At 56.5% G+C, this 24937-nt stretch carries 25 protein-coding genes and 1 riboswitch; of the genes, 5 read left to right on the top strand and 20 right to left on the bottom strand.

Annotated features, from left to right (window positions below; translation table 11 throughout):
- Positions 1-101: 101 nt before the first annotated feature.
- Both tsf and rpsB read right to left on the bottom strand, forming a co-directional pair.
- Entirely contained in the window at positions 102-1031 is a 930-nt protein-coding gene (gene tsf, locus DV520_RS09335) for a translation elongation factor Ts (protein WP_021920237.1), read from the bottom strand.
- 90 nt (positions 1032-1121) lie between these two features.
- A complete protein-coding gene (gene rpsB, locus DV520_RS09330; protein WP_021920236.1) occupies positions 1122-1853 on the bottom strand; it encodes a 30S ribosomal protein S2 in 732 nt (243 codons plus the stop codon).
- 420 nt (positions 1854-2273) lie between these two features.
- Here rpsB and sigG point away from each other — a divergent pair, with 420 nt between their 5' ends.
- Complete coding sequence (gene sigG / locus DV520_RS09325; RefSeq protein ID WP_021920235.1) at positions 2274-3050, top strand: RNA polymerase sporulation sigma factor SigG; 777 nt, start codon at positions 2274-2276, stop codon at positions 3048-3050.
- A gap of 7 nt (positions 3051-3057) precedes the next feature.
- Here sigG and DV520_RS09320 read toward each other — a convergent pair whose 3' ends face one another.
- The 4 genes from DV520_RS09320 to DV520_RS09305 form a co-directional block, all read right to left on the bottom strand.
- Positions 3058-3768: a DUF2812 domain-containing protein gene (locus DV520_RS09320; protein WP_165850082.1), complete on the bottom strand. Its 711-nt coding sequence runs from the start codon at positions 3766-3768 to the stop codon at positions 3058-3060.
- Between the two features lie 37 nt (positions 3769-3805).
- Complete coding sequence (locus DV520_RS09315; protein WP_117142543.1) at positions 3806-4183, bottom strand: PadR family transcriptional regulator; 378 nt, start codon at positions 4181-4183, stop codon at positions 3806-3808.
- Positions 4184-4291: 108 nt separating this feature from the next.
- Positions 4292-4723 carry an ACT domain-containing protein gene (locus tag DV520_RS09310; RefSeq protein WP_021920232.1) on the bottom strand — a complete coding sequence of 144 codons (432 nt, stop codon included), beginning with the start codon at positions 4721-4723 and terminating at the stop codon, positions 4292-4294.
- Positions 4724-4735: 12 nt separating this feature from the next.
- Positions 4736-6034, bottom strand: a complete 1299-nt coding sequence (locus tag DV520_RS09305) for a phenylacetate--CoA ligase family protein (RefSeq protein ID WP_333819551.1) — start codon at positions 6032-6034, stop codon at positions 4736-4738.
- A gap of 425 nt (positions 6035-6459) precedes the next feature.
- Here DV520_RS09305 and trhA point away from each other — a divergent pair, with 425 nt between their 5' ends.
- Together trhA and DV520_RS09295 are read left to right on the top strand one after the other, a co-directional pair.
- Entirely contained in the window at positions 6460-7128 is a 669-nt protein-coding gene (gene trhA / locus DV520_RS09300; RefSeq protein ID WP_021920230.1) for a PAQR family membrane homeostasis protein TrhA, read from the top strand.
- A gap of 30 nt (positions 7129-7158) precedes the next feature.
- Positions 7159-8028, top strand: a complete 870-nt coding sequence (locus DV520_RS09295) for a DegV family protein (protein WP_117142542.1) — start codon at positions 7159-7161, stop codon at positions 8026-8028.
- 128 nt (positions 8029-8156) lie between these two features.
- Here DV520_RS09295 and DV520_RS09290 read toward each other — a convergent pair whose 3' ends face one another.
- The 8 genes from DV520_RS09290 to DV520_RS09255 all read right to left on the bottom strand — a co-directional run bounded on the left by DV520_RS09290 (position 8157) and on the right by DV520_RS09255 (position 16736).
- A complete protein-coding gene (locus tag DV520_RS09290; protein ID WP_117142541.1) occupies positions 8157-10532 on the bottom strand; it encodes an ATP-dependent Clp protease ATP-binding subunit in 2376 nt (791 codons plus the stop codon).
- A gap of 89 nt (positions 10533-10621) precedes the next feature.
- Complete coding sequence (locus DV520_RS09285; RefSeq protein WP_117142540.1) at positions 10622-11305, bottom strand: CvpA family protein; 684 nt, start codon at positions 11303-11305, stop codon at positions 10622-10624.
- The gene (locus DV520_RS09280; RefSeq protein WP_117142539.1) at positions 11305-12498 is read right to left on the bottom strand and encodes a DUF5711 family protein; all 1194 of its coding nucleotides are present in this window, start codon (positions 12496-12498) and stop codon (positions 11305-11307) included. Before DV520_RS09280 ends, DV520_RS09285 begins: the two co-directional genes overlap by 1 nt.
- Before the next feature lie 37 nt (positions 12499-12535).
- Positions 12536-13288 (bottom strand): tRNA pseudouridine(38-40) synthase TruA, encoded by a 753-nt coding sequence (gene truA, locus DV520_RS09275; protein WP_021920226.1) that lies wholly within the window; start codon positions 13286-13288, stop codon positions 12536-12538.
- Positions 13289-13301: 13 nt separating this feature from the next.
- The gene (locus DV520_RS09270) at positions 13302-14108 is read right to left on the bottom strand and encodes an energy-coupling factor transporter transmembrane component T family protein (protein ID WP_117142538.1); all 807 of its coding nucleotides are present in this window, start codon (positions 14106-14108) and stop codon (positions 13302-13304) included.
- Positions 14109-14975: an energy-coupling factor transporter ATPase gene (locus DV520_RS09265; protein ID WP_021920224.1), complete on the bottom strand. Its 867-nt coding sequence runs from the start codon at positions 14973-14975 to the stop codon at positions 14109-14111. It abuts the gene before it with no gap.
- Positions 14976-15013: 38 nt separating this feature from the next.
- Positions 15014-15856, bottom strand: a complete 843-nt coding sequence (locus DV520_RS09260) for an energy-coupling factor transporter ATPase (RefSeq protein ID WP_117142537.1) — start codon at positions 15854-15856, stop codon at positions 15014-15016.
- Between the two features lie 10 nt (positions 15857-15866).
- Entirely contained in the window at positions 15867-16736 is an 870-nt protein-coding gene (locus DV520_RS09255) for a class I SAM-dependent methyltransferase (protein ID WP_117142554.1), read from the bottom strand.
- Positions 16737-17027: 291 nt separating this feature from the next.
- Here DV520_RS09255 and DV520_RS09250 point away from each other — a divergent pair, with 291 nt between their 5' ends.
- On the top strand, positions 17028-17675 hold the full coding sequence (locus DV520_RS09250) for a hypothetical protein (protein WP_021920221.1): 648 nt from the start codon (positions 17028-17030) through the stop codon (positions 17673-17675).
- A gap of 101 nt (positions 17676-17776) precedes the next feature.
- On the opposite strand, the gene csaB is transcribed toward DV520_RS09250, so the two are convergent.
- A complete protein-coding gene (gene csaB / locus DV520_RS09245) occupies positions 17777-20008 on the bottom strand; it encodes a polysaccharide pyruvyl transferase CsaB (protein WP_117142536.1) in 2232 nt (743 codons plus the stop codon).
- A 91-nt stretch (positions 20009-20099) separates the two neighbouring features.
- On the opposite strand from csaB, the gene DV520_RS09240 reads away from it, so the two are divergent.
- Positions 20100-20642: a DUF4330 domain-containing protein gene (locus tag DV520_RS09240; RefSeq protein ID WP_021920219.1), complete on the top strand. Its 543-nt coding sequence runs from the start codon at positions 20100-20102 to the stop codon at positions 20640-20642.
- Between the two features lie 57 nt (positions 20643-20699).
- Here the strand turns inward: DV520_RS09240 and DV520_RS09235 are convergent, their stop codons facing one another.
- The 5 genes from DV520_RS09235 to DV520_RS09215 all read right to left on the bottom strand — a co-directional run bounded on the left by DV520_RS09235 (position 20700) and on the right by DV520_RS09215 (position 24558).
- Positions 20700-21338: a CatB-related O-acetyltransferase gene (locus DV520_RS09235; protein WP_117142534.1), complete on the bottom strand. Its 639-nt coding sequence runs from the start codon at positions 21336-21338 to the stop codon at positions 20700-20702.
- A gap of 15 nt (positions 21339-21353) precedes the next feature.
- Positions 21354-22058, bottom strand: coding sequence for a conjugal transfer protein (locus tag DV520_RS09230; protein ID WP_117142533.1), 705 nt, complete (start codon positions 22056-22058; stop codon positions 21354-21356).
- Between the two features lie 137 nt (positions 22059-22195).
- The gene (locus tag DV520_RS09225) at positions 22196-22459 is read right to left on the bottom strand and encodes a CD3324 family protein (protein WP_021920216.1); all 264 of its coding nucleotides are present in this window, start codon (positions 22457-22459) and stop codon (positions 22196-22198) included.
- Between the two features lie 186 nt (positions 22460-22645).
- Entirely contained in the window at positions 22646-23098 is a 453-nt protein-coding gene (locus DV520_RS09220; protein ID WP_021920215.1) for a hypothetical protein, read from the bottom strand.
- Positions 23099-23409: 311 nt separating this feature from the next.
- Positions 23410-24558: a DUF4317 domain-containing protein gene (locus DV520_RS09215; protein WP_117142553.1), complete on the bottom strand. Its 1149-nt coding sequence runs from the start codon at positions 24556-24558 to the stop codon at positions 23410-23412.
- A 143-nt stretch (positions 24559-24701) separates the two neighbouring features.
- Positions 24702-24877, top strand: a riboswitch (Lysine riboswitch).
- Positions 24878-24937: the final 60 nt, after the last annotated feature.

The following is a 24937-nucleotide window of genomic DNA, read 5'->3' as shown; positions in this document are numbered from 1 at the left end:
CTAAAACATACTGATTCCATTTCTATGAAAAAAGCGGACCCGAGGAAACCTCCTCGGGTCCGCTTTCATTTATTTCTCTGGTGAAGGGAGGAAAACAGGGATCAGGCCTGTCCCAACTGCTTGGCAATTTCCTCCGCAAAGTTCTCTTCCTTCTTTTCCAGACCTTCGCCTCTCTCAAACCGATAGAAGCCCTTGATCTGGATGGAGCCGCCCACTTCTTTGGCCACAGCAGCCACGTGCTTCTCCACAGAGACTTTGTTCTCCTTCACGAAAGCCTGCTGCATCAGGCAGTTCTCCTCATAGTACTTACCCAGCTTGCCCATAACAATGCCTTCCTTGACCTTGTCGGGCTTGGCAGCCATTTTGGGATCGTTGGCCATCATAGCCAGCTGGATTTCCTTCTCCTTGTCCAGGGTATCCTGGCTGACATCGGCCTTGTCCAGGAAAGCAGGATTCATGGCGGCAATCTGCATGGCCAGGTCCTTGCCCAGCTCCAGAACCTTTTCATTCTGCTCCAGGCCGGCGGAGACCTCCATATTCAGCAACACGCCGATCCGGCCGTTCATGTGGTTATAGGCAACGCTGACACCGCTGTCGTAGCGGACAAAGCGGCGGATCTTGATGTTCTCACCGATGACCAGGACCTTTTCCTGGAGCATCTGCTGAACCGTCAGACCAGTCTTGCGATAGGGGAGGGTCATCAGGGTGTCCATATCCACGGGACCCCACTTGCCCACTACGTAGCAGACATCCTTGACAAACTCAATGAACTGGTCGTTCTTGGCCACAAAGTCGGTCTCTGCGTTGACCTCCACCAGGGCGGCGCCGTCAGAGAAGACCTCGGCGTAAGCCATACCCTCAGCGGCAATCCGGCCAGCCTTCTTCTGGGCGGCGGCCAGGCCCTTTTCTCTCAGCAGTTCAACTGCCTTATCCATATCGCCGTCGGTCTCAGCCAGTGCTTTCTTGCAGTCCAGCATACCCACGCCGGTCATTTCACGCAGGGTCTTCACGTCAGCAGCAGTAAATGCCATGATAACAAACCTCCAATTATATAGTAACAGTATCCAAAGGGCGGATGCCCGTCAAACAACGGGCATCCGCTAAAATCACAGAAACGTCAATTAAGCTTCTGCGGGAGCCTCTTCCGCAGCGGCAGCTTCTGCGGCATCTGCGCCCTGCTTGCCCTCCTGAATGGCGTTGGCCATGACAGAAGAAATCAAACGGATGGCGCGGATGGCGTCATCGTTGCCGGGAATCACGTAGTCAATCTCGTCGGGATCGCAGTTGGTGTCCACGATGGCGACAATGGGAATATTCAGCTTGCGGGCTTCGTTGATGGCGTTGCGCTCCTTGCGGGGGTCAACCACGAACAGAGCACCGGGGAGACGCTTCATGTCCACCACGCCGCCCAGATACTTCTCCAGCTTGGCGATTTCGCCCATGTGCTTGATGACTTCCTTCTTGGGCAGCATGTCAAAGGTGCCGTCTTCCTGCATCTTCTTCAGCTGGTTCAGACGGTCCACACGGCCGCGCATGGTCTTGAAATTGGTGAGCATACCGCCCAGCCATCTGGCGTTGACATAGAACATGCCGCAGCGCTGTGCCTCTTCCCGGATCGCGTCCTGGGCCTGCTTCTTGGTGCCGACAAACAGCAGGCTCTGGCCGTTCTCAGAGAGCTGACGGACAAAATTGTATGCCTCTTCCAGCTTCTTCACGGTCTTCTGCAGGTCGACAATATAGATGCCGTTGCGCTCGGTGTAAATGTAGGTTGCCATCTTGGGGTTCCAGCGGCGGGTCTGGTGACCAAAATGCACGCCTGCCTCAAGAAGCTGTTTCATAGATACGACTGCCATGGATTGTTTCCTCCTGATTGTTTTAGTTGGTACCTCCGGGCCCTTCCTCCGTGCGGCCAACCTGTCCCCAGGCACACGGCCGTTTGTCTGGACCCGTACGGAATCGGGTAACATTTTACCATAAATTTTTTTATATTGCAAGGACTTTTTTCCTGGTTTACCTTGCTGTTTCATGGAGAAAGGCAGAGGCGGCGCGGGATTTTGACATGCGCCGCTTTTTTGGCAGAAAAAAGGGAAACACATGTGGTTTCTGCTGTGCCCAAGCGGTGCAGCGGGGATGGGAGCCGATGGAACCCGAAGAAATGAAAAAATCCATCGAATCCAGAGGAACGATTCCCAAGAAAGCGGACCTTTTTCCGAATGAAGGATTTCTCCGGCGGAGATACTGAAAACAGTACAATGAAAGCGGGGAAAACCAATATGGGACGACTGAGCAAGGTAGAAATCAGCGGCGTCAATACATCGAAGCTGCCTGTCCTCTCCCGAGAGGAGGCCAAGGTGCTCTTTCAGCAGGCTCGGGCTGGCAGCGAAGAGGCCCGGCAGACCCTGATTCAGGGGAATCTTCGCCTGGTGCTCAGTGTGATCAAGAAGTTTGACGGGCGCAACGAAAATCCCGATGATCTTTTTCAGGTGGGCTGTGTGGGCCTCATTAAGGGAATTGACAATTTCAATGTGGACCTGGACGTTTTTCCAAGCACCTATTTGGTTCCCATGATTGTGGGGGAGATTCGGCGGTACTTGCGGGACAACAGCTCTGTCCGGGTGTCCCGCTCTATGCGGGATACCGCGTATAAGGTCCTGCAGGCCAAAGAGAAATATGTGGCGGAACACCAGCGAGAGCCCAGTGTGGAGGAGATTGCCAAACTTTTGGACCTAAAGCGGGAAGAGGTGGTCTTTGCCCTGGATGCCATTGTGGACCCGGTCTCCCTCTATGAGCCTGTGTACTCGGACGGGGGAGACACCATCTGTGTCATGGATCAGGTCAAGGACCAGAAAAACACCGACGAAAACTGGCTGGAGCAAATTGCGCTGAAGGAGGCCATGGACCGGCTCAGCGACCGGGAGAAACACATTCTCCGTCTCCGATTTTTTGAGGGGAAGACCCAAATGGAGGTCTCGGCTCGGATCGGGATTTCCCAGGCCCAGATCTCCCGCCTGGAGAAAAACGCCATCCAGAAAATTAAGCGGGAGCTGTAATCCCTCATCAGCCCAGCCTGAGCCACACGGCGACTGCCAGGCAGGCCGCCAGCAGCCCCAGGTGCAGGGCGCTGACCAGCCGATACCGGCGGGCCCGGGGACGCCAGGGGATCCCGTGGTCCAGGCTCTGCCCGGCCTCCAGCTGCCGGCACAGGCAGCGGTAATGGCGGGCCCGAGCCAGGGAGAACCCCGTTATCCACAGAAACAGGATCAGGTAGAGCAGGAAGGCAGCGGGAGCGTGCTGCCACAAAGTACGCAATATCTCCCACCAGTTCAGCGTCAGGGGATAGACCAGGAAAAAGAGCAGAACCAGGGTGAGCAAGCTCTCCCGCGCCCGCCGGTGGAGGGAGCGGAGGACCAGTGCCTGGGTATGGGGGTCCGTGTCCACCTCCCGAGCGGCCGGGTCCCGGGTACGGTAGATGTAAAAGGGCCCCCGTTTGGCCACGTATTCCCATCCATAGGCAGCATACAGGCAGCGGGACTCCTCGGAGGGCCCCAGCCACGCCTCCGTGCCGAAGGTGTCTGCGTCCATGGCAGAGGTCAGTCGGTAACGGACCATCTGGGGCGCGGCCGCGGCAAAGGCAGCGGTGCAGCCAAAACAGCCCACCTGCTCCAGCCGCCAGCCACAGCGGGCCATTTCCTCCAGCCAGCTCTCCATGGCTTCCAGGTCATAGGATTGGCAGGGAATCCATCTGCGGGTTTTTGTTTTTGTCGCCATGGGACACTCCTTTCTGTGGGGGCAGCCGCCTGCGGTTTCAGGCAGGGGCATGGGTGGGGGTGGGGGTGGGGTCTGTCACCGGGCTCTCCGGCTGGGGGATGGCAGGGGGCGGAAGCCGCTGGGCGTCGGCCAGGCAGGTTCGCAACCGCTCCAATTCTTGAGCGTAGGCCAGCTCTCCTCGCTCCGTGATCCGATAGGTGCGTTTCCGCCCTTCTACGTGGATCTCCTGGAGATAGTGCTCCTTTTCAAACTTTCCCAGGATGGTGTACAGGGTGGCCGGTCCCATCTGCACCCGGCCCTTGGTCAGGGTATCCAGGAAGGCAGCCACCTCGATGCCGCACATGGGCCGGCAGTGGAAAGCCATGAGGACATAGAGCATGGACTCGGTCAGGTTCTCCATGGATTTTTTGGGCATGATAGAGCACCTCCTGATATCGTTTTATAATATTGTAAAACGATATCAGCCCTCTGTCAAGAAAAAAGCCCGCCTCCCCTTTTCCGGGGAGGCGGGCTGGCCGACAGATTACAGTCGGTAGATATCTTTTGGGTCCAGGGTTGAAACGTGATTGTCCTCCAGAGCTTGGAGGGCGGTCTCTGCGTTGTCGGTTCGCATCACCACCACAGCGTGGCCGTCTTGGTTGCCCACAAAGGCGTACATATACTCTACCGAAACCTGGGCGCCGGAGAGAATTTGCAGCACAGCGGTCAGTCCGCCGGGACGGTCGTCGATGACAGCGGCCACCACGTCACTCTGCTTTACAATGAAATCGTGGTTTCGGAGCACTTGACAGGCCTTGTCCGGGTCGTTGACAATGAGACGGAGAATCCCAAAATCCGTGGTGTCCGCCAGGGAGAGGGCACTCATGTCGATGCCGTTTTCCCCTAAAACCTGTGTGACCTCACCCAGCTTGCCGGGCATGTTTTCAATGAATACGGAAATCTGTTTGATTAACATAGGGCTGCCTCCTTACAATTTGCGGTTGTCGATGATCCGCTGGGCCTTGCCCTCGCTGCGGGCAATGGTCTTGGGGTTGACCAGATGGACCTTGGCGCCGATGCCCAACATCGAGCGCAGCTGGGAGACGATCTTCTTTTCCAGGGTTTCCACGGAGCGGATATCATCGGAGAACATCTGCTCACTCATCTCTACGTTGATATCCAGTGTATCCGTGTTATTTTCCCGGCCAACGATGATTTGATAATTGGGTGTGATGTTCTCGCCGCTGACCTTCAGGAGCACCTCTTCAATTTGAGAGGGGAAGACGTTGACGCCGCGGATAATGAGCATGTCGTCAGAGCGGCCCATAGGCTTGGCCATTCGTACATGGGTTCGTCCGCAGGAGCAGGGCGTACGGTCCAGAACGCAGATGTCACGGGTCCGGTAACGGAGCAGGGGAAAGGCCTCTTTGGTGATGGAGGTGAACACCAATTCCCCCTTGGTGCCGTCCGGGAGCACCTCGCCGGTATCGGGATCGATGATCTCCGCGATGAAATGATCCTCACAGATGTGCATGCCTTTCTGTTCGCTGCACTCGTAGGAGACCCCGGGACCGGAGAGCTCGGTGAGCCCGTAGATATCATAGGCTTTGATCCCCAGCTTGTTCTGAATATCCTGGCGCATTTCCTCTGACCAGGCTTCGGCGCCGAAAATCCCGGCTTTCAGCTTGATCTGATCCTTGAGCCCCCGCTCCAGCACACTTTCCGCCAGAAAAGCTGCATAGGAAGGGGTGCAGCAGAGGATGGTGGAGCCCAGATCACACATGAACTGGATTTGCCGGTCGGTGTTCCCCGAGGACATGGGGAGCGTTAAGCTGCCCACCTTGTGGGAGCCGCCATGCAGGCCGGCACCGCCGGTGAACAGACCATAGCCATAGGAGACATGGACCACATCCTCTGCGGTGCCGCCAGCGGCCATAATGGCCCGGGCGCAGCAATCCTCCCAGAGGTCCACATCGTGCTGGGTATAGAACGCCACCACGCGCCGGCCTGTGGTCCCGGAGGTGGACTGGATACGGACGCAGTCTTGCAGAGGAGTGGCCAAAAGGCCATAAGGATAGGCGTCCCGCAGGTCGCTCTTGGTGAGAAAGGGAAGCTTATGGAGGTCCTCGACGCCGTGGATATCCTCCGGGGTGATCCCCTTTTCCTCCATCTTAGCGCGGTAATACGGGACGTTGTCATAGACATGGCGAACTTGCTTGACCAGGCGTTCACTTTGCAGTTTGCGAATCTGCTCCTGGGACATGGTCTCAATTTCAGGCTGATACATGGGCATGAAACATCAATCCTCACTCTATCTGTATAGTAAAGATGCAAAATATTATTATAAAAGTATAATATTTTCCTTATGCTGAGTATAAAAGGCTCCACCAAAAAAGTCAAGAGGAATTCGTTCTTTTGGAGGAGTGGTGAAAAAGGAGCGTGATTTTGGGATTGCATCGGGTAAAAAGACAATCGGACTTTCCTGGAGAGGGAGTGGAGCGTCCAAAGGCGGGGCTCCATGTTCCAGGGCACTTGTGGGGAGAAACCTTTGGGTAGAGAATGTTTTTATAAAAATTGGACATTGCTTGTATAGAGAACAAGATAATTCAGTATGAATTATAATATAGTGTTGACTTTTGAATGGTTCGGTGGTATTCTTAATATAGAAAACAAGATAAACCGATTTGAAAATCAATAAAGGAGGAACGGACCATGACAGAATCCGTGGCGTATCCCGGCGGCTCCGCCCGCCGCCAAAGCATCGGCGAAGAAGTGCTCAATGCCATTTCCCATGGGATCGGGGCAGTGATGGCTGTCATTGGCACGGTGCTTCTGGTTCTTCGGGCGAAGGAGGAAGGGGACCTGCTGAATATCATCAGCGTGGCCATTTTTGGAGGCTCCATGATCCTTCTGTACCTGATCTCCTGTCTGTATCATGCGCTGCCCCGGTCCAAAGGAAAGCAGGTTTTTCAGATATTGGACCACTGTTCCATTTTCCTGCTGATCCTGGGGACTTACACGCCCATCTGCCTGATTACAGTGGGGGGCACGTTTGGGTTAACCATCTTTGGCATCAATTTGGCCTGTGGCATTGTGGGCATTGTCCTGAACGCGGTCAGCTTGAAGCGTTGGAAAAAGGTCTCCCTGGTCCTCTATATTGTCATGGGTTGGCTGGGAATCCTGGCGCTTCCTACGATTTGGCGAAACATGACGCTGGAAGGGCTGTGCCTGCTTCTGCTGGGCGGTGTGGCCTATACCGTGGGGGTTATTTTCTATCGGCAGAAGGAGAAACCCTATCGCCACGGTATTTGGCATTTCTTTGTTTTGGCTGGGACAGTTCTGCAGTTTTTTGCGGTGTATACCAACTGCTGCGCTGGGTAAAAGAAAAACAAGAGGAAGGAGTCGGCTGCCATGAGAGAGTATGTAATTGTAACGGATTCCTGCTGTGATTTCAGCCAGGATCTGATCCGAGACTTAGACCTGACGGTGATCCCACTGTCTGTCCAGCTGGGGGAGGACAGGTTCCGAAATTGCCCGGACGAGGCCCCAGAGAGCCATGTCTTTTATACCCGTCTGAGCAGGGGAGAACCGGCGCAGACTTCTGCGCCCAATGTGGAGGAGTTCAAGGACTGCTTTTTGCCCTTTCTGCGGCAGGGAAAGGACGTCTTGTACCTGGGTTTTTCCTCTGGACTGAGCGGGACCTATCACAATGGCGCCATGGCGGCGGAGGAACTGCAGGAGGAATTTCCAGAGGCCAAGGTCATCACGGTGGATACCCTGTGTGCCTCAATGGGACAGGGCCTTTTGGTGGACTTGGCGGTGCAGGAGAAGCGAAAGGGGAAGGACATTGAAGCGGTCCGGGACTTTGTCCGGGAGACGATTCCCCATCTGTGCCACTGGTTCACAGTGGGAGATTTGAGCCAACTCCGCCGGGGCGGGCGCCTTTCCGCCGGCAAGGCGATTGTGGGGAACCTGCTCAATATCAAACCAGTGCTCCACGTGGATGACCAGGGGCATCTGGTGCCCATGGAGTCGGCCAAGGGACGGAAAAAGTCCATTGAGGCACTGCTCAAACACATGGAGGAGAGTGCCATAGACCCCCAGAATCAACGCATTTACATCAGCCATGGAGACTGTCTGGACGAGGCGCGGGCTTTGGCGGCGATGATCCAAGAGCGACTGCACGTGGTCTCTGTCACCATTGGGGATGTGGGCCCTGTGATTGGCGCCCACTCCGGCCTGGGAACCCTGGCGCTTTTTTTCCTGGGCACCCAACGATAACAACGATAAAGTGGAAAAGATTCCTCTGGATGCTGACGCACCCAGGGGAATCTTTTTCGCTGCTGATAGGTAAGCATGCAAACAGACGCCCCGCACACGGGAAAGGTATGCGGGGCGTTTGTGCGGTATTACAAAGCGTGAATGACAATGGTTCCATTCTCCACCACGGCCTTTAACGCGGTGATGGGATGGAGATAACTCTCGATGATTTTGGTGGCAATGGGGTCCTCCAGGCTCTTCTGAATGTGCCGGCGCAGGTTCCGGGCGCCATAGGCGGCAGAATAGGAATCCTTCACCAACTGATCCAGCACGGTTTCGTCCCAGGTAAAAGTCAGATTCTTTTCCTGCAGAACCTCCTGCAGCTCCTGCAGCATAATCCGGGCGATGGCGCGGAAATTCTCCTCCGAAAGCTGGTTGAAGCAGATGACCTCATCCACCCGGTTGATAAACTCCGGCCGCAGGAACTGCTGCAGGGCCTTCATGGCCTTGTCCTTGTTCAGTTCATTGGCGGTCTTTCCAAAGCCCAGCGGTCCTGCGCTGCTGTCGCTGCCTGCATTGGAGGTCATGACAATCACAGTGTTTTCAAAGTTGACCACCCGGCCCTGGGCGTCGGTGATATGTCCGTCGTCCAGAATTTGCAGGAGAATGTTCAGGACATCGGGGTGGGCCTTCTCAATCTCATCAAACAGGACCACGGAATAGGGTTTCCGGCGGATTTTCTCGGTCAGCTGACCGGCCTCATCATAGCCCACATAGCCGGGGGGAGAGCCGATGATCCGGGAGACGGAGTGCTTTTCCATAAACTCAGACATGTCCAGGCGAATCAGGGACTCCGGTGCATGGAAGAGATCCTCGGCCAACCGTTTGACCAATTCTGTCTTTCCCACACCGGTGGAGCCCACAAAGATGAAGGACACCGGTTTCCGTTTGGAGGTGACCCCCACCCGGTTCCGGCGGATGGCGGCGGAGACGGCGGCAATGGCCTCGTCCTGGCCGACGACGTGCTCCTTCAAGCGGTCTTCCAACTTGGCCAAACGCTCGTATTCCTGCTCCTGGATGGTGCTGGCGGGAATCTTGGTCCAAAGCTCAACCACGCGGGACAGGCTCTCCAGAGTCAGGGAAGGGGCCTCCTGCCGGCTCAGTTCCTGCTGTTCTTGTAAAAGCTGGAGCTCTTTGCTCCGCAGTTCTGCCAGGCGCTCATACGCCCGGTCCCCGGCATCAGCGACCATGACCTCCCGCTCAACAGCGATGTCGTTGAGCTCTTTTTGGACCTCTTGGCTGCGGGCCAGATTTTTGTCCCGCAGATTGACATCGGAACAGGCCTCGTCAATGAGGTCGATGGCCTTGTCCGGCAGAAAGCGGTCGGTGATATAGCGCTCCGACATGAGCACGGCCAGGCGGGCGATGTCAGGGGTGATTTTAACATGGTGAAAGGACTCGTAATAGGGGGCGATGCCCTTGATGATCTCCACGGCATCCTCAATGGAGGGCTCGTTGACGATCACGGGCTGGAAGCGGCGCTCCAGAGCGGAATCCTTCTCAATATATTTCCGGTACTCCACCAGTGTGGTGGCGCCAATGACCTGGATTTCTCCCCGGGACAGGGCGGGCTTGAGGATATTGGCGGCATTCATAGAGCCCTCGGCATCCCCGGCGCCCACCAGATTATGGACTTCGTCGATGACCAGGATGATATTGCCCAGCTTCTTGATTTCCTCGATCAGTCCCTTCATGCGGCTTTCAAACTGGCCGCGGAACTGGGTTCCCGCCACCAAGGAAGTCAAGTCCAACAGGTAGACCTCCTTGTCCTTGAGCTTGTAGGGAACGTCACCCTGATAGATTTTCATCGCCAGCCCTTCGGCAATGGCGGTTTTTCCCACGCCGGGTTCTCCGATGAGGCAGGGATTGTTTTTTTGGCGGCGGTTGAGGATCTGAATGACCCGTTCCAGCTCCTGATCCCGTCCAATCATCCGATCCAACTTTCCCTCTGCGGCTTTTCGGGTGAGGGAGATACAGTGATTTTCCAGGAATTTCCGCTTGGTCCGGTTTTTGCGCTCGGTTTTTTCCTCGCGGACACTGCGGCCGCCATCCGCGGCCTGGGGAGAGACATCGGGCAGCGCGTCCTCCTTTTTCTCCCCATCGGGGTTGGCCAAGTTTCCCATGAGCTTGTTCAGGAAGGGGAAGGTGGCAGTCCGTCCGTCTTCTTCCTCGTCGTCGTCGCTGCTGTTCGCCGCGTCGCCCAGGGCGCCGGACAGGTTGCCCAGCAGGCCTTCCATGCTTTCGGCCCCTTCAAAGGCCGACATCATTTCAGAGGTCAGTCCCTCCAAATCTTCATCACTCAGGCCCATTTTCTCAATCATATCAGTAACCGGGCGGATATTCAGCTCCCGGGCGCATTTCAGGCAGAGACCTTCATTCTGACCTCCCTGTCCGTTGTTGTCCAGCCGGGTGATAAAGACCACGGCGACATTTTTTTTGCATCTGCTGCACAGCGTTGGTTTCATAGGCGGGTTCACTCCTTTGTGGGGTGTCATGATTTAGTAGTATGCTATCCTAACATGGGTTTATGAATTAGATGTGAATGATTGGAAAGTTATCCTCCCAGCAGGGAGAAGATGGAAAAGGAGGAGAGGAGGGGGAGCAGGCGGCTCTCCGCTGCAATGGACGCCGGAATCCACCCCAGCAGGTCACAGAGAATCCAGCGGGCAACCATCAGCAGGAGCAGGCCTTTGATCAGCCCCAGAAGCCCCCCCAGCAGTTTGTTGAGCAGGTGAAGCCCAGGCAGCTTGGCCACCAGATTCAAAGTGTGGCAGAGAATGAGCCAGAGGATCAGAACGCCGAAGAAACCGGCCAAAAACAGCAGAGACCTGGCCAAAAGCCCAGCTGCCGCGGCAGCCAGCTCGGCACGAGTCGCCTGCTTCCAGTCCTCTGTTGTCTGGGTCAGCTGATCCTGGAGGGATTGGGGAAAGCGATGAAACAGTCCATTCTCGGATGGGTTGGCCTGTTCGGATTGGGATGGTAAGTCTGTCTGCTCCGGGGAATCTGCGGCCTCCGATTCCTCCTGGGCGAGCATGGCATGGAGAATGACCGGTTCCAGTTTCTCTTCCAGGGGCTGGGCGGCGTGGGTGGCCAGATACCAGCCGCCGAGGAAAGCCAGCAAAACGGCCAACAGAGAGCAGAGAGTGAGGATGAAGCCCCGGCGAAGGCCCTGGATCAGACAGTAGAGCAGTAGCCCCAGAATCACCAGGTCCAATAGGAGGGAAACGGTGAGTTCCATTACGAAGTCCCCTCACTGCTGTCTGCCTTGGGGTCCACTTTGGTGCCGTTGGAGGGGAAGTAGAGGCTCACGGCGGCGCTGTTGATCAGCGCCACGCTGCCGTCCTCATAAACGGCCAGGTTGCGGACGCCGCGCTGGTTGGGGCTGGTGGTGTAGCTGTCCAACTTGCGGTCTGCGGAGATGACCTCGCTGGTGGTAAGCACAGCAACCTTGTGTCCCTGCGCCGCCAGGGCGAGGGTCTGCCCGTCCAGGGCCAGCTCTCCGTAGGGCTTTCCATCGGTCCCCACCGTCACCAGGGTTCCTGCGGTTCCAGAGGAAGAGGTCGAGAGGAAAAGCGTGGCAAAGCCATTGCCCTGTAGGGAGCCCATTTTCAGATACTGGTCGTCATAGTCATAGGAGGAAGTAATTACTCCGCTGGAATCCAGGATTAGCAGGCTCTTGTCCCCTAAAATCCAGCACCGTCCGGCGCTGCGGATGGACAGGACCACGTTAGACCCCAGAGAGATGGTGCGGGTGGGCTCTTCCCGGGAGGAAAGGGTATAGTAGAGGAGGGTGTTTTCAAAAGCGCCCTCCGCCTGACCGGGAGAGATCAGGTAGACACCCCGGCAGTCTGGCGTGACCACTGCGTCGGAGATATAGCGGCTGGACAGACGGATGGTGAGGACGGCCTCAAAATCCCGGTTGTATACCGTGACAACCCCCTTATATCCGCTGACCTTGCTGGTCACGGCAACCCAGCCCTTTTCATTGACGGTGGCGCAGAGCAGGGACTCCTCTTCCGACAGAGACAGCTTGTGGAGCAGGGCACCCTGGCCGATGACGTTCAGTTCCTGCCCGCCCACATCATACACCACAGCGTAGTCTCCCGAGGCGTTGAGGGCGGGGGAACTCATGTTGACCGTCTCCTTCAGACGAGCGGTTCCCGTGGGGGAGACCAACTGAATTTGGGTCTGGGTGCAGATCAGCAGGTCATCGCCCATGCCCAGAAAAAGGCTGTTGGACTGGGCGTTGTGGGGAAAATCGTCGTCCTTTTGGGAATAGGTCATCCAGCGCAGGAAGCTGGCGGCGTTGTCCCGAAAAACTGTGGCAGTCAGGGCCCCAAGGACGACCACAACTGCCACCACCAACAGGATGATCCGCTGCTTCTGCGTCAGTGTTGTTTTGAGATCTTGCAGCTTGTTCAGCTTATTCATAGCACACCTCCATTGGGGCTGGGGGGTCTGGGAATGCTTAGGGGAGGTTGGGAACGGGGTACCACAGGTTGGTCATATACAACCCTTGCGGAGGGGCTGTGGGGCCGGCATCGGTGCGGTTGCGCCCTTCCAGCAGGCCGGGGATGTCATCGGGGGAGAGTTTTCCCTCTGAGGCGTAGACGCAGGTTCCCACCATGGCCCGGACCATATTGTAAAGAAAGCCGTCCGCGCAGACCCGGCAGGAGATCATATCTCCCTCCCGGGTGATGGTGAAGTAGTGGACGGTACGGACTGTGGTTTTGGTTTCCGTTCCCACAGAGCGGACACAGGCGAAATCATGGGTGCCCACAAAATGCTGGGCCGCCCGAGCCATCACCTCTTCGTCCAGGTGTTTGGGGTAGAACCACACCCGGTTGACCAGAAAGGCGTTGCGAATGCGGGAATTATAGATCCGGTAAGTATATTCTTTCCGCTGGCAGCTGCCGATGGCATTGAAGTCCTCTGGCACTTGGGTTGCCTTGGTGACCACGATATCTCCTGGCAGGCGGGTATTGACCGCCAGAGGAATCCGGTCGCAGGGAATGGAGGAAGTGGTGCGGAAATTGGCCACATACCGTTCTGCGTGGACCCCAGCATCGGTACGGCCGGCACCGGTGCATTTCACTGGATGCCCCACTACGTGGGCCAGCGCCTTTTCCAGGGTTTCCGCCACGGTGACATCCCGTTTCTGCACTTGCCAGCCGTGGTAGGCGGTGCCGTCGTACATCAGCGTCAAAGCAATGTTGCGCATCCGAATCCCTCCCTTACAGCCCAAAGCAGCGCAGCACCACTATGGCCGCGCACAGCAGCACACTGAAGACCACAAAGCCCCAGTCCCGCCCGTGCATGGTCAGCTGGCGCAGGCTGGTGCGGCCTTCGTCCCCGTGGTAGCAGCGGCATTCCATGGCGATGGCCAGTTCCTCTGCCCGGCGAAAGGAGGAGAGGAAGAGGGGGATGAGGATGGGGATCAGGGCTTTCGCTTTCTGCATTAGGTTTCCGCTGTCGAAGTCAGCTCCCCGGGCCTTCTGGGCGGAGATGATTTTGTCGGTCTCCTGGATCAGAGTGGGAATAAACCGCAGAGCAATGCTCATCATCATGGACAGCTCGTGGACGGGGAAGCGGACCTTTTTCAAAGGACGCAGCAGCCGTTCCAGGCCGTCTGTCAGGAGAATGGGGGAGGTGGTGTAGGTCAGCAGGAGCGTGCAGGCGATCAGCATCAAAATCCGCAGCACCATGAAACCGGCCTTCCAAATTCCCTCCTCTGTGATCTTGAGGATGCCGAAACTCCAGAGAACGGTCCCCGAGGTGTAGAAAAGGTTGAGCAGGGCGGTACAGATCACAATGAAGATGACGGGTTTCATTCCCTTTAGGAAAACCTTGGGCTGCACCCGGGAGATGGCGATGAGGAGGAGCAGGACCACCAGAGCCAAACCGTAGGAGACCAAAGCCTTGCACAGAAAGATAGCGACAATATAGACCACGGTAAAGATGATCTTGGCCCGAGGGTCCAGACGGTGGATGAAGGAATGACCGGGAAAATATTGGCCCAGGGTGATGTCTTTCAGTGCCACTTAGCGTCCCCCCTTCTTCCGTAAGGCGTCCAGAATGGCCGCCTTGGCCTGCTCGACGGTGTAGACCGCCGGGTCGATGTCCACTCCCATGGCCCGGACCCGGGAAAAGACCCGGTTCATGGCGGGGACAGCCAGCCCCATGGACTCTAAGGCTTCCCCGTGGGAAAAGACCTCCCGAGGGGTCCCCACATAGGGAAGGGTCCCCTGACTGACCACCACCAGCCGGTCAGCCAGTCGGGCCACATCCTCCATGGAATGGCTGACAAGGATAACGGTGGCGTGGTTGGCCTGCCGGTAGGTCTCAATATTGGCCAGAATGCTGGCGGCGCCCGCCGGGTCCAGACCGGCGGTGGGCTCGTCCAAAATGAGGACCTTGGGCTCCATGGCGATGACCCCCGCAATGGCCACCCGCCGCTTCTGGCCGCCGGAGAGCTCAAAAGGGGAGCGGGAGAGAACTTCGTCACGCAGACCGGCAAAAGCAGCAGCCCGACGCACCCGCCGGTCAATTTCGCCTTCGTCCAGCTTCATGTTGCGGGGTCCGAAAGCAATGTCCTTGTACACCGTTTCCTCAAACAGCTGATACTCCGGATATTGAAAAACCAACCCCACCTGGAAACGGATGGTGTGGGTCAGTTCCTTGCTGCTCCAGATATCCTGTCCCTCGAAGAGAATCTGACCCGAGGTGGGACGGACCAGGCCGTTGAGATGCTGGATCAAGGTAGACTTTCCAGAACCCGTGCGTCCAATGATGCCAAGGGTCTCCCCCTGATAAATGGTCAGGTTCACGGAATCCAGGGCCCGCTGCTCAAAAGGGGTGTTGGGGCTGTATATATGGGTTAAGTTTTTGATTTCAATGATTGGTTCCAAACCTTTTACTCCTCACAATTTGCCTTGCAAACGGGATGTTATTGCAAAAGACCCGCCAGTACGGCGGCGCAGTCCTCATCGCGGATGGCATCCAGGGGGACAGGGAGACCCTCCTTTTTCAGCTCATAGAGCAGCCCCACCGTTTCTGGAACCGCCAGACCGGCGCTTCGCAGGGTGTCAACATGCTGAAACACCTCAGTGGGAGGACCGTCGTCGATGATATGCCCCCCGGCCATGACGATCAGCCGCTGTGCCTGGGCGGCCTCGTCCATGTGGTGGGTGATCAGGATCACGGTGATGCCGTATTTTTCATTCAAAGTCCGGATGGTGTCCACGGTTTCCCGCCGGCCCACTGGGTCCAGCATGGCGGTGGCCTCATCCAGCACAATGCAGCGTGGCATCATGGCAATGATGCCGGCGATGGCCACCCGTTGCTTCTGGCCCCCGGAGAGAAGATGGGGGGAGTGCTCCCGCAGGTCATACATCCCCACCATGTGGAGCGCGGTGTCCACCCGCTGCCGGATCTCCGCCGGGGGAACCCCCAAATTTTCCGGGCCGAAGGCTACATCTTCCTCGACCACGCTGGCGACAATCTGGTTGTCCGGGTTTTGAAAGACCATCCCGACCTTGCCGCGGACAGCCAGGAGATTTTCCGGGTCTGCGGTATCCAAGCCCTCCACCCAGAGTTTTCCCGCCGTTGGCGTCAGCAGGGCGTTCATATGTTTGGCCAGGGTGGATTTCCCGGAGCCGTTGTGCCCCAGAATGGCCACAAAGGAGCCGGCCTCGATTTCTAAATTGACATCGTCCAGTACCGGCGGATGATCTGCCGGCTCGTCTGGGTAGCAAAATGTCAGGTGTTCGGCTTTGATCATGGTTGCCATGGCTTGTTCCTCACTTTCCCTCTGCGGTCCAGCGTCCGGTGGCGCCGCAGGGGAGCATCAGGCCGCTGTGGGTGACAGGAAGCCCCAGCTCATCACTGACGGTGCTGCCGCCATATCGGCGGGAGAGAAGGGTTTCCAACAGGTAAGTCAGCACCGACGGGGCAAGCCCCGTGGTGTAGGAGTTGATTAAGAAAAAGAGGGGGCGGTCGGACAGCACACCGGTGACCAGCTCCACAAAGGGGTATAGGTTCTCCTCCAGCTTCCAAATTTCCCCGGAGGGCCCTCGGCCGTAGGAGGGGGGGTCCATAATAACGGCGTCATAGCGCCGGCCCCGACGGATTTCCCGCTCCACAAATTTGGCGCAGTCGTCCACAATCCAGCGGATGGGGGCGTCCTCCAGACCAGAGCTCTTGGCGTTTTCCCGGGCCCAGCTGACCATCCCCCGGGCCGCGTCCACATGGCAGACAGAGGCCCCAGCGGCTGCGCAGGCAAGGGTGGCCGCGCCGGTGTAGGCAAAGAGATTCAATACGGAGACCGGCCGGCCGGCCCGCTGGATCTGCTCCATGGCAAAGTCCCAGTTGGCGGCCTGCTCGGGAAAGAGACCGGTGTGCTTGAAGTTCATGGGTTTAATATTGAAAGTCAAGGCCCCATAGCGGACCTGCCATCGCTGGGGCAGATCCTTTTTGACCCACTGTCCCCCTCCCGTATGGGAGCGGGCATAGCGGGCATCGTAGCGTTTCCAGCCAGGGTGACGGCGGGGGGTATTCCAGATGGCCTGGGGATCAGGACGCACTAAGGTATAAGACCCCCAGCGTTCCAGCTTTTCCCCTTTGCCGCAGTCCAGCAGCTCATAGTCTTTCCAACCAGTTGACGCCCACATGTCCATTCTCCCTCTTCCTGGCCCTGCTGGGGCCGGTGTTTTCCCGCAGTCGTTTCTGCGGAAATAAACTGCGGCTGGAAGGCCGCAGCCCATACAAGCGATAAAAAATTATATCATCCTCTTCCACTCCCGTCAATGAAATATGGAGATTGCCGAGGTTTTCCGGGAAAAATGATTGTATTGGCGGATATCCTATGGTAAGATAAGGGGCAAAGATGATAGAAGCTCCCCGGACTCTGCCGATGGGTTCTGTGAAGGGGAGAATCGGTTCCTTTGGTAGGAGGAAGCACTATGAACGAGAATACAGGGCAGTTCCGGAGCGCGGCGTTCGGTGGATTTCACCGCCAGGATGTCCTGGACTATTTGGAGCGCATCACCCGGGAAAATCAGACGCAGAAGCAGGCGCTGGAACAAGCCCTGGCGGAGGAACAGGCTGCCCGTGCCCAGGCAGAGGCGCGAGCCCAGCAGGCAGAAAACAAGGCTGCGGAGGCGGTTGCGGACCGGGAGGCATTCGAACAGACCCTGGCGGAGAGCAGGCAGGCCCAGGAAAAGATCACCGCGGCGCTGGCAGAGGCCGAAGCCCAGGTGGCTGCCCTTCGGGAGAAGGTCAATGACCTGGAGCCAGGGGCAGAATCCTGGCGGCGGATTAAGGACACGGCGGGAGACATTGAGGTTTCTGCCCACGAGCGGGCACAGAGGATCATCCAATCTGCCCAGGACCAGGCGGCGGAAATTCGGGCGGAGGGGGTTCGGTGGATTTTGGAACTGCAAGCCCGCTGCCAGCGCCTCAAAGAGGATCTGCATACCTCCCTCTTTTCGGCAGAGACGGAGTTGGATTCCGTCCGGGCCGCGTTTTCCCAGGCCCAGGAAGATGTGGAGGGAATGCAAGGGGCTTTGGCGGATTTGGCGGCCTATGCACAGAAGGAACCTTTGAAGTGATAAAAGTAACCAGGACGGAGCGCATCTCTGCCCTGGCTATTTTTATTTCTTCAGACAGAAGAGAAAAAGCGTTCGCCCGGAACGGGGCGAACGCTTCGCGCTTATTCAGCCGGATTCTTTTTCTGGGCGGCGTACTCCTCCAGGACCTTTCGGTTGACTTCATCCATCCGGCGCAGTTTTTCCACGCTTTCAGACAGAAGCGCCGGGTTCTTTCCCCGGGAAACCGCGCCGTCAATCAGAGACTTCAGCTTGTCTGCGGTCAGGCGGTTTAGATCTTCGTAAAGGTCCTGCCCAATGTAAGAGAGGAAGGAACTGACCTTCTGGTCGTAGACGATCCCGACCAAGGGGACACCCTGCCCAGCTGCGAAGATCAGCCCATGCAGACGCATGGAGGTGACCACCTTCATACGGGAGAGAATTCCGATGGTTTGGGCGGCAGTATAGGCCTCTGTCAGAATGTAATGGGGGGCGTTCATCCAGTGGATCACCCGCTGGGCGGCCGCCACATCCAAGCGAGGCTCGATGGGAAAGAACACTGGCGTGAGGCCGTAGGTTTCATAGACATAATCTGCGGCAGCGGCAATGTCTTTGGTCTTTTCCTCAAAACCTGGCCAAGGGCGGAGAATAAAGCCAATATAGTTTCCATTGGCGGGGATGCCCCGACTGTCCAAGATTCCGTCGATGATATCAGGGGAAGCGGGGGGCAGGCTCACTGTGGTATCCGCCGACAGGGCAATCTTAGGCTCTGTCACCCCCAGAACCTCCAGTTCCTTCAGCGAGTCGGGGTCCCGCAAGGTGATGGAGTCCACCGAGCGGTTCATCACCCGGGCGGCCCGGGCCCGGTTTCCATTGTTTCGGATGGGGCCGATGCCACAGCCATACATGATGACAGGGCATCCATAGTGTTTGGCGGTTGCCAAGGTCCACAGATAGAACCACAGGGAGCGGTACGAAGTGACATCCTGCATGAGGGAACCGCCGCCGTTGATGAAGAACTTCGCCCGCTTGAAATAGTAGATCGCTTTCCAGATGTGGAAGGTGTAAAAGGCGTTGACCCGGTAGGTCTGACGGGTTTCCATGGGATTACGGGAAAAAACCTGGAAGGAGAGATCCGGATCAATGGACCGAAGCTCTGTGAGAATGGCCAGCAGGATGGCGTCGTCTCCGGCGTTGCCCCGGCCATAGGCGCCGCAGATGACCACCCGGTCTCGGCCGTTTTTCTCATAGCGGAGAATGGAATCATAGATTTCCAGCTGCCGCTGAACGGTGGCCTCTATAGAGAATTCCTTTTTTGCCTTTTCATATAGGCGCTGCCCCATGGTCTTGCGCAGGTCGGGGTCCCGGGCCAGGGTGAGCAGATGATCCGCCAGGGCTTGGTCTTCTCCTGGCGGGAAGAGGAAACCGTTGGACCCGTGGTCAATCAGGTAGGAGACGCCACCCACCTTACTGCTGATGGTGGGTAGACCGGCCCGGGCTCCCTCGGTCAAGGCGTAGGGGAAGGTCTCTGAGATGGAGGTCAGGGTATTGATATCCAGCGCGTTGTAAAAGGAGTCGGTGTCTGAGATCCATCCGGCAAAACAGACTGCTTTGGCCACGCCCAGGTCCGCCGCCAGTTGCTTTAGGTTGGCCATCTCCTCCCCGTCTCCGGCAATGAGCAGCCGCAGGGCGGGGAAAGCTCTGTGGGCTTTGGCAAAGCCGCGAATCAGTGTGGCGATGTCTTTGACGGGATTCAGACGGGCGGCGATCCCGGCCACAACGCAGGTCTCGTCTGCCTCCAACCCCACGGAACGGAGGTATTCCGCCCGGTTCATGGCTGGGGTACGGGGGGTAAAATCCAACCCATTGTATATAGAGAACAGGCGTTCCGGGTCGAACTTTCGGGAGATCAGAAGGTCTACCATGGCGTCAGAGACTCCAATCCGGTAGTCCAGCTTCCGCAAAGCCAGTGTATTGATGGTACCATAGGTCAGCCGGGAGAGGGGGCGCCCCAGGTAGTCCAGACGGTAATCACTGTGTACCGTGGACACGGTGGGGAGGCCGGTCCGTTTAGACAGGAAAGCCGCCATCATGTTGCCCCGGGCCCCATGGCTGTGAATTAGGTCAAACCCCTCTTCCTGCACCATGTGAGACAGCTTTTTCAGGTTGGCGAAGAAGTTCCGGCCAGGAATTACCTCGGTGTCAATGCCCAGTGCCCGGGCCTCCTGGGTAAAGGGCCCTTCGGTAAAACAAACCATTTTTACCTGAATCCGCGGCGTAAGCCCGGCCAGGAGGGTATGGACATGGGTTTTGGCGCCGCCGGTATCCCCGCCGCTGATTAAATGGAGTACTTTCATGGGAGATCCTCCGAAAAAAGACTTGTAGAATATAATGTAATATGTTATTATACAGTGGTTTGAAAGAATGGTCAAGCAATGGAGGTACCCTATGAGCATGATTGATAAGAAAGGGAAGATTTTTGGCAAGCTCAATATCATTGACCTGATTGCCATCCTTCTCATTGTAGCGGTTTTGGCTTTGATTGGCTATAAGCTCCTGGTCCGAAGCCCCGGCGGCCTGGCTGGAGAGGGACAGGCTGTGGTATATACCGTGGAGGTCAAGGGCGTGGAGCCGGAGGTGTATGAATTTATTCAGAAGCAGCTCCCCAGCCAGCTGATGGCGGCCAATGAACTGCTGGATGCGTCTGTGACCGATGTCACGGCGACCCCGGTGGAGCATGACACCTATGCGATGATGTGGAATGCGAATTTAGGGGTTGAGACCCTGACACAGGTGGATGCCGGGACCTATAACCTGGTCTTTACCATTGAGGGTACCGTGAAGGACAACCTGTCCAGTGAGCTGGGAACCCAGGAAATCCGTGTGGGCAAGTCCCATATTGTGAAAACCGCGACCTTTGAGCTGGAAGGTGGAATTATCACCAGCTGTGAACGGCCGGAGGCCGCTGCGGACGGAGCGGCGCAGGAGTAAGTGCCAACCAACAAGAAAGCAGAGGTGCCGCAGGACATCTGGTCCTGCGGCACATTTTTATTCGGGATGTGCAGAGAGCAGGGGGTGGACCTGCCCGGATTGTATCTCTGGAATATACCGTTGAATGTGCTCTATTGGCCAGTCCCACCATTTCAGGCGTAGCAGCGCGGAGATGGTGTCCTCTGAAAATCGTTTGCGAAGAACCCTGGCCGGTGTGCCGCCTACGATGGTGTAGGGGGGCACGTCTTTTGTTACCAAGGCGCGGGTCCCTATCACAGCCCCATCCCCAATGGTGACGCCGGCTAAGAGGATGGCCTCGTAGCCAATCCATACATCATTGCCGATGACGATATCCCCCTTGTTGTCCCAGGCGGAGGCCACATCCCGGATATCCAGGCCCCATTCCTCAAAAAAGAGGGGAAAGGGATAGGTGGACAGGGATTTCTTGGTGTGGTTGGCACTGTTGAAGAGAAATTGCACACCACAGGCGATGGAGCAGAACTTGCCGATGATCAGTTTGTCGTGGTTGAGAGGGTAGTGGTACCGTACCGCATTTTGTTCAAACTGCCGTGGGTCGTGTATGAAATCGTGGTACATTGTAAAGTCACCCACCCGAATGTTGGGATTTGTAATGACCTGCTTCAGGTAGACCGTCTCCCGGTCTCCTGTGCGGGGGTAGCGTTTCTCTGGGTGCATAGGGGCTCCTTTCTCTCACACTGGCGGGAACTGATAGGTTTGGATGGAATCGAAATGGGAATTCTCTGCATAGAAAACCGTCCGTTGCTTGGCGGAAAAGACAAAGGAGACCCTGGTGGCCCACAGCCCCTCTTGCCGGACAGCGCGGAGGATGGCAAAGGCGTCGGAGACAGAAAAGCGGCGGCCCTGCTTGGCCAGAAGCTGGGCGGCTTTCTCATATCGGTTGTCTCCCGGTAGGAGCCAGGGACGGGTACTCTCCGGGGATAGTAGAGAGGCATTGGCCATCAGGGAATAGGTTCCGGTATCTACCCGGCTGCCGATTCCAGGCTCGATGAGCAGTGTGCGTCCGTAGCGGTCGGATAATACAGCCTGCATGGTGGCGTCCGGCGCATAGACAATTTTTTTGGTCTGTACGATGGAGAGGGCTTCCTCCCAGGAAATCTGTGCCTGAATAAATTGCTCGGTCAGATCGGAGATGGTCAGAGCGTCGGAGCCTGCCTGGTATCGGCCCGACGGGTTGCCGTGGACATAGAGCAGGGTCCCTGTGTTTCCATTTTGATGGACCCCGTGATAGCCGTGGCGCAGCCCGTCGGGCCGCAGAATACCAAGGTAGAAGCGGTCGGGCGCGGTGACGATCTGATGGTCCCATACGGCCGGGTCAATGTCGAAATTGAAGCCGGTGATGATGTCGTCGCCACGATATACAAATCGAATGCACATGAAGGGTTCCTTTCTCGGCGCAAGCCGGGGGATTTTCTCCAGGGTATCACGGCTCCTATTGGGTTTCTATCTACCAAATCGTGCCGAACCAATTTGTATAAAAAAGACGGGGACCGCCTTATCGCGATCCCCGTCGGTTATTTTTGGTAGATGATTTTCCGGATGGCATGGATAGACAGACAGTACTGCTCTGCCAGATGCTCCAGCGAGGCGCCTTGCCGACGTGCCGCTCGAATCCGGCAGTTTCGCTGCTGCAATTCCTGCCGGTAGCCGGATTTTTCTCCCCAGCATTTTTGCTGCGTCTGGTCTGTGGGTATGTAGAGATACCCACCCTGGATATAATGCTGCAGCTCTTTTACCAGCGCGTCAGGGAGAAGAAACTTTGCGTTGATGTATTTCACAGGGGGCTTCCTCCTTGCAGTTCGTGATCAAGCAGCAAAGCCAGCCTGTTTCTGCGACCGTACTTACTCCATGCAACTGTCGCGGTGTACTGGCTTTGCATGGAGCTGGGCTTGGTTGCGTTTTTCCATGGGAATCCCTTCTTTCTGTCTGCTGTGCGCTTATGATATCATATAGCTGGAACGGGTTCAAGTATGGGGGTGGGTTTCTGCCTTGTCATCCCACCATTGTCCGGGCCAAAAGAGCAGCTCGGGGTAGCGCTTGACTGCCTCAAAGAAGGGAATCCCTAAGTGGGAAAAGGCAGCCAAGTAGAAGAGGAGGTCTCTGGGTGCCTGAAGATCGCGGAGGGAAGTACCAAGAAATTCCTTTACCAGATTTCTTTCCACGAGGGCGTCCCAGCACGCATTGGCCAGCCGCTGTATCCGCCGGGCCGTTGTCTTGGCAGAGGGAGATGCACCGGAACGCGTTTTCAGCCTTTTGGCGACCTGGGGATAGACCGCATGGGTGACACGGATGTCGTCCATGGGGATTCCCTGGGAAAACATCAGTTTGATGGTGATGTCCACGGCGTGGACCAGGGGACGAATGTCCTTGCGGGAGGCTCCGAAGAGGAACCGGATTGTAGACTCTGTTTTTGTCATATAGAACCACCTTTTCATTAAAAGATGGTTTTATGATAGAAGAGAAAATGGAATCTTGATGGTACATCTTAAAAGATAACACGATTTCTATGACATTTTTTTGTGACTATAAGTAAATTAGTATAGATCTGACTAAAACAGAGAGATCCATTATCCTTTGAGAACGTTGTGCGATAGACTTTTTTACAGGCCAGATTGGGGTGTGGAAGTTCTAAAACAGGAACAGGAAGATCCGGCCCGCGATCTGGCCGGATCTTCCTGTTCCTTCTGTTTTTGAATAGGGCGCCTGAGAGGGGAAAGGGCTGCAATGGTCAGCAAGGCTCCTCTTCCGGGAAATGAATGGGAATCCCGTTGACTTCGACCTCATCGGTCACAGGGACGAGGAGATACTTCCGCCCATGGAGAATCCTGGCCTCAATGAAGCTGCTACTCTCTGGATCAATGGAGATCTTCAGCTGCGGGGAGGCCACCTGAAACCGTTTGCTGTCGATGAGGTTCGAGGGGGAGAGTGCGGCGTTTTCTCCGAACTGTTGGATACAGGTCTCTTCAAAGGCCTCAATTTGTGCCTTCGGCACACCACTCTCCTGGAGTATGGCGCCCACCTCCCGAATCGAAAGGTCCAGGGGCTCTGGGTCTCGGCTCTCCTTGTGCTGGGCAATGCGTTCCCGAAACTGCTCGTGTACCCCTTGAATGACATCGTAGCTGCAGGTCTCATTGAGGGAAACCGTGAGAGCGTGCTGGAAGGTTTCCCGCTGCTGGGCCGCGGACAGGAGAGGCCCTGTGTGAAAAATCTCGTCGATGAAGTCCTGATGAATTTCTTCCTCATGTTTGGTATAGAACAGGGCATGGTATAGGTTGGCTGCGCGCTGGTCGAAGGTGGGGAACAGGAATCCAAGCTCCGGCGGGGAGATAATCTGGCTGATCCCCCGGGTGCGGAAGACCTTGTCCCCAGGGGCGTAGGCCAGTTCTGGCTTTTCTTCCTTGACAGGGCAGATGGCACAGAGAAGGTAGGAGAAGACCTGATCGGATGCGTCGGCCTGCAGTTCGTCGTCTCCGCCGCGATGGGGAACGTCATAGACGTCATGGGCCAAGAGAATCAGGTAAGGGGTGTCTCCCAGGGACAGAGAGGCGATCACCGACTGGAAGAAGGCCGCTCTGGCACTGGGCTCCTCTAACTGAGTGTTTCGCAGGGCGGACAGGCGCTTGTGCTCTGGGCTGTCAACCACCTGCTGGGTGGAAAAGGAGAGGTCCAGGAGGTTCTTTCCCAATGTACCGGACAGCGTCTTTTTGAGAAGAGACAGGTATTTTTCTGCCTCGAACTCGCTCATGAGACCGAAGGAGGTTTGAAAGTCAGAGATGATCTCTTTGCCGCTGCTGACAAAACAGCCATAAATCTTATGGATGCCGCACCGCTTGAGGGAGAGGTGACGGCGAATTTCGTTGAGTTCTTTTTGGTTCATAGAGGCTTCTCCCACACAAAAGATTTTCTCTATTGTACACCCATTCTGAAAAATTGGGTAGCCCGTTTCACCTGCGGGGCAAAAGAATAGACTTTTGTAAAAAGGATTGACATTTTTGCAGGAAATGATAGGATAAGGAGACATAGCATGATAGAGGTGCGGGCGCGAAGAGTATGCCTCCTGGAAACCCAGGCTGGTGGGAGGGAGAAAGGCGTGTCTGCCGAGGTTTTTCAGAGGGGGCCTGTCCTTCTGGGAAGCCGGGCTGTGGGATAAGATCCCTCAGACTGTCGCCCCAAGGGGGCGGAGGGCTGTCGTGGTTTCCCATTCTGTGAAGTCATGACAGCGTCATGGCTTTTTTTATAGAAAGGAGAGAGAAAAA

It is taken from the genome of Evtepia gabavorous (assembly GCF_003425665.1).
GTDB classification, from domain to species: domain Bacteria; phylum Bacillota; class Clostridia; order Oscillospirales; family Oscillospiraceae; genus Evtepia; species Evtepia gabavorous.
This window is presented reverse-complemented; position numbering and strand designations above follow the sequence as displayed.

Excerpts from the sequence above, each read along its gene's own strand:
- DV520_RS09310 (WP_021920232.1), bottom strand. The coding sequence starts at position 4,723 with ATGTTAATCAAACAGATTTCCGTATTCATTGAAAACATGCCCGGCAAG.
- DV520_RS09320 (WP_165850082.1), bottom strand. The coding sequence starts at position 3,768 with ATGGCGACAAAAACAAAAACCCGCAGATGGATTCCCTGCCAATCCTAT.
- csaB (WP_117142536.1), bottom strand. The coding sequence starts at position 20,008 with ATGAAAGTACTCCATTTAATCAGCGGCGGGGATACCGGCGGCGCCAAA.
- DV520_RS09280 (WP_117142539.1), bottom strand. The coding sequence starts at position 12,498 with ATGAATAAGCTGAACAAGCTGCAAGATCTCAAAACAACACTGACGCAG.
- DV520_RS09285 (WP_117142540.1), bottom strand. The coding sequence starts at position 11,305 with ATGGAACTCACCGTTTCCCTCCTATTGGACCTGGTGATTCTGGGGCTA.
- DV520_RS09220 (WP_021920215.1), bottom strand. The coding sequence starts at position 23,098 with ATGACAAAAACAGAGTCTACAATCCGGTTCCTCTTCGGAGCCTCCCGC.
- trhA (WP_021920230.1), top strand. The coding sequence starts at position 6,460 with ATGACAGAATCCGTGGCGTATCCCGGCGGCTCCGCCCGCCGCCAAAGC.
- sigG (WP_021920235.1), top strand. The coding sequence starts at position 2,274 with ATGGGACGACTGAGCAAGGTAGAAATCAGCGGCGTCAATACATCGAAG.
- DV520_RS09260 (WP_117142537.1), bottom strand. The coding sequence starts at position 15,856 with ATGGCAACCATGATCAAAGCCGAACACCTGACATTTTGCTACCCAGAC.
- DV520_RS09255 (WP_117142554.1), bottom strand. The coding sequence starts at position 16,736 with ATGTGGGCGTCAACTGGTTGGAAAGACTATGAGCTGCTGGACTGCGGC.
- DV520_RS09235 (WP_117142534.1), bottom strand. The coding sequence starts at position 21,338 with ATGCACCCAGAGAAACGCTACCCCCGCACAGGAGACCGGGAGACGGTC.
- DV520_RS09295 (WP_117142542.1), top strand. The coding sequence starts at position 7,159 with ATGAGAGAGTATGTAATTGTAACGGATTCCTGCTGTGATTTCAGCCAG.
- DV520_RS09290 (WP_117142541.1), bottom strand. The coding sequence starts at position 10,532 with ATGAAACCAACGCTGTGCAGCAGATGCAAAAAAAATGTCGCCGTGGTC.
- DV520_RS09240 (WP_021920219.1), top strand. The coding sequence starts at position 20,100 with ATGAGCATGATTGATAAGAAAGGGAAGATTTTTGGCAAGCTCAATATC.
- DV520_RS09250 (WP_021920221.1), top strand. The coding sequence starts at position 17,028 with ATGAACGAGAATACAGGGCAGTTCCGGAGCGCGGCGTTCGGTGGATTT.
- rpsB (WP_021920236.1), bottom strand. The coding sequence starts at position 1,853 with ATGGCAGTCGTATCTATGAAACAGCTTCTTGAGGCAGGCGTGCATTTT.
- DV520_RS09215 (WP_117142553.1), bottom strand. The coding sequence starts at position 24,558 with ATGAACCAAAAAGAACTCAACGAAATTCGCCGTCACCTCTCCCTCAAG.
- DV520_RS09230 (WP_117142533.1), bottom strand. The coding sequence starts at position 22,058 with ATGTGCATTCGATTTGTATATCGTGGCGACGACATCATCACCGGCTTC.
- DV520_RS09315 (WP_117142543.1), bottom strand. The coding sequence starts at position 4,183 with ATGCCCAAAAAATCCATGGAGAACCTGACCGAGTCCATGCTCTATGTC.
- truA (WP_021920226.1), bottom strand. The coding sequence starts at position 13,288 with ATGCGCAACATTGCTTTGACGCTGATGTACGACGGCACCGCCTACCAC.
- DV520_RS09305 (WP_333819551.1), bottom strand. The coding sequence starts at position 6,034 with ATGTATCAGCCTGAAATTGAGACCATGTCCCAGGAGCAGATTCGCAAA.
- tsf (WP_021920237.1), bottom strand. The coding sequence starts at position 1,031 with ATGGCATTTACTGCTGCTGACGTGAAGACCCTGCGTGAAATGACCGGC.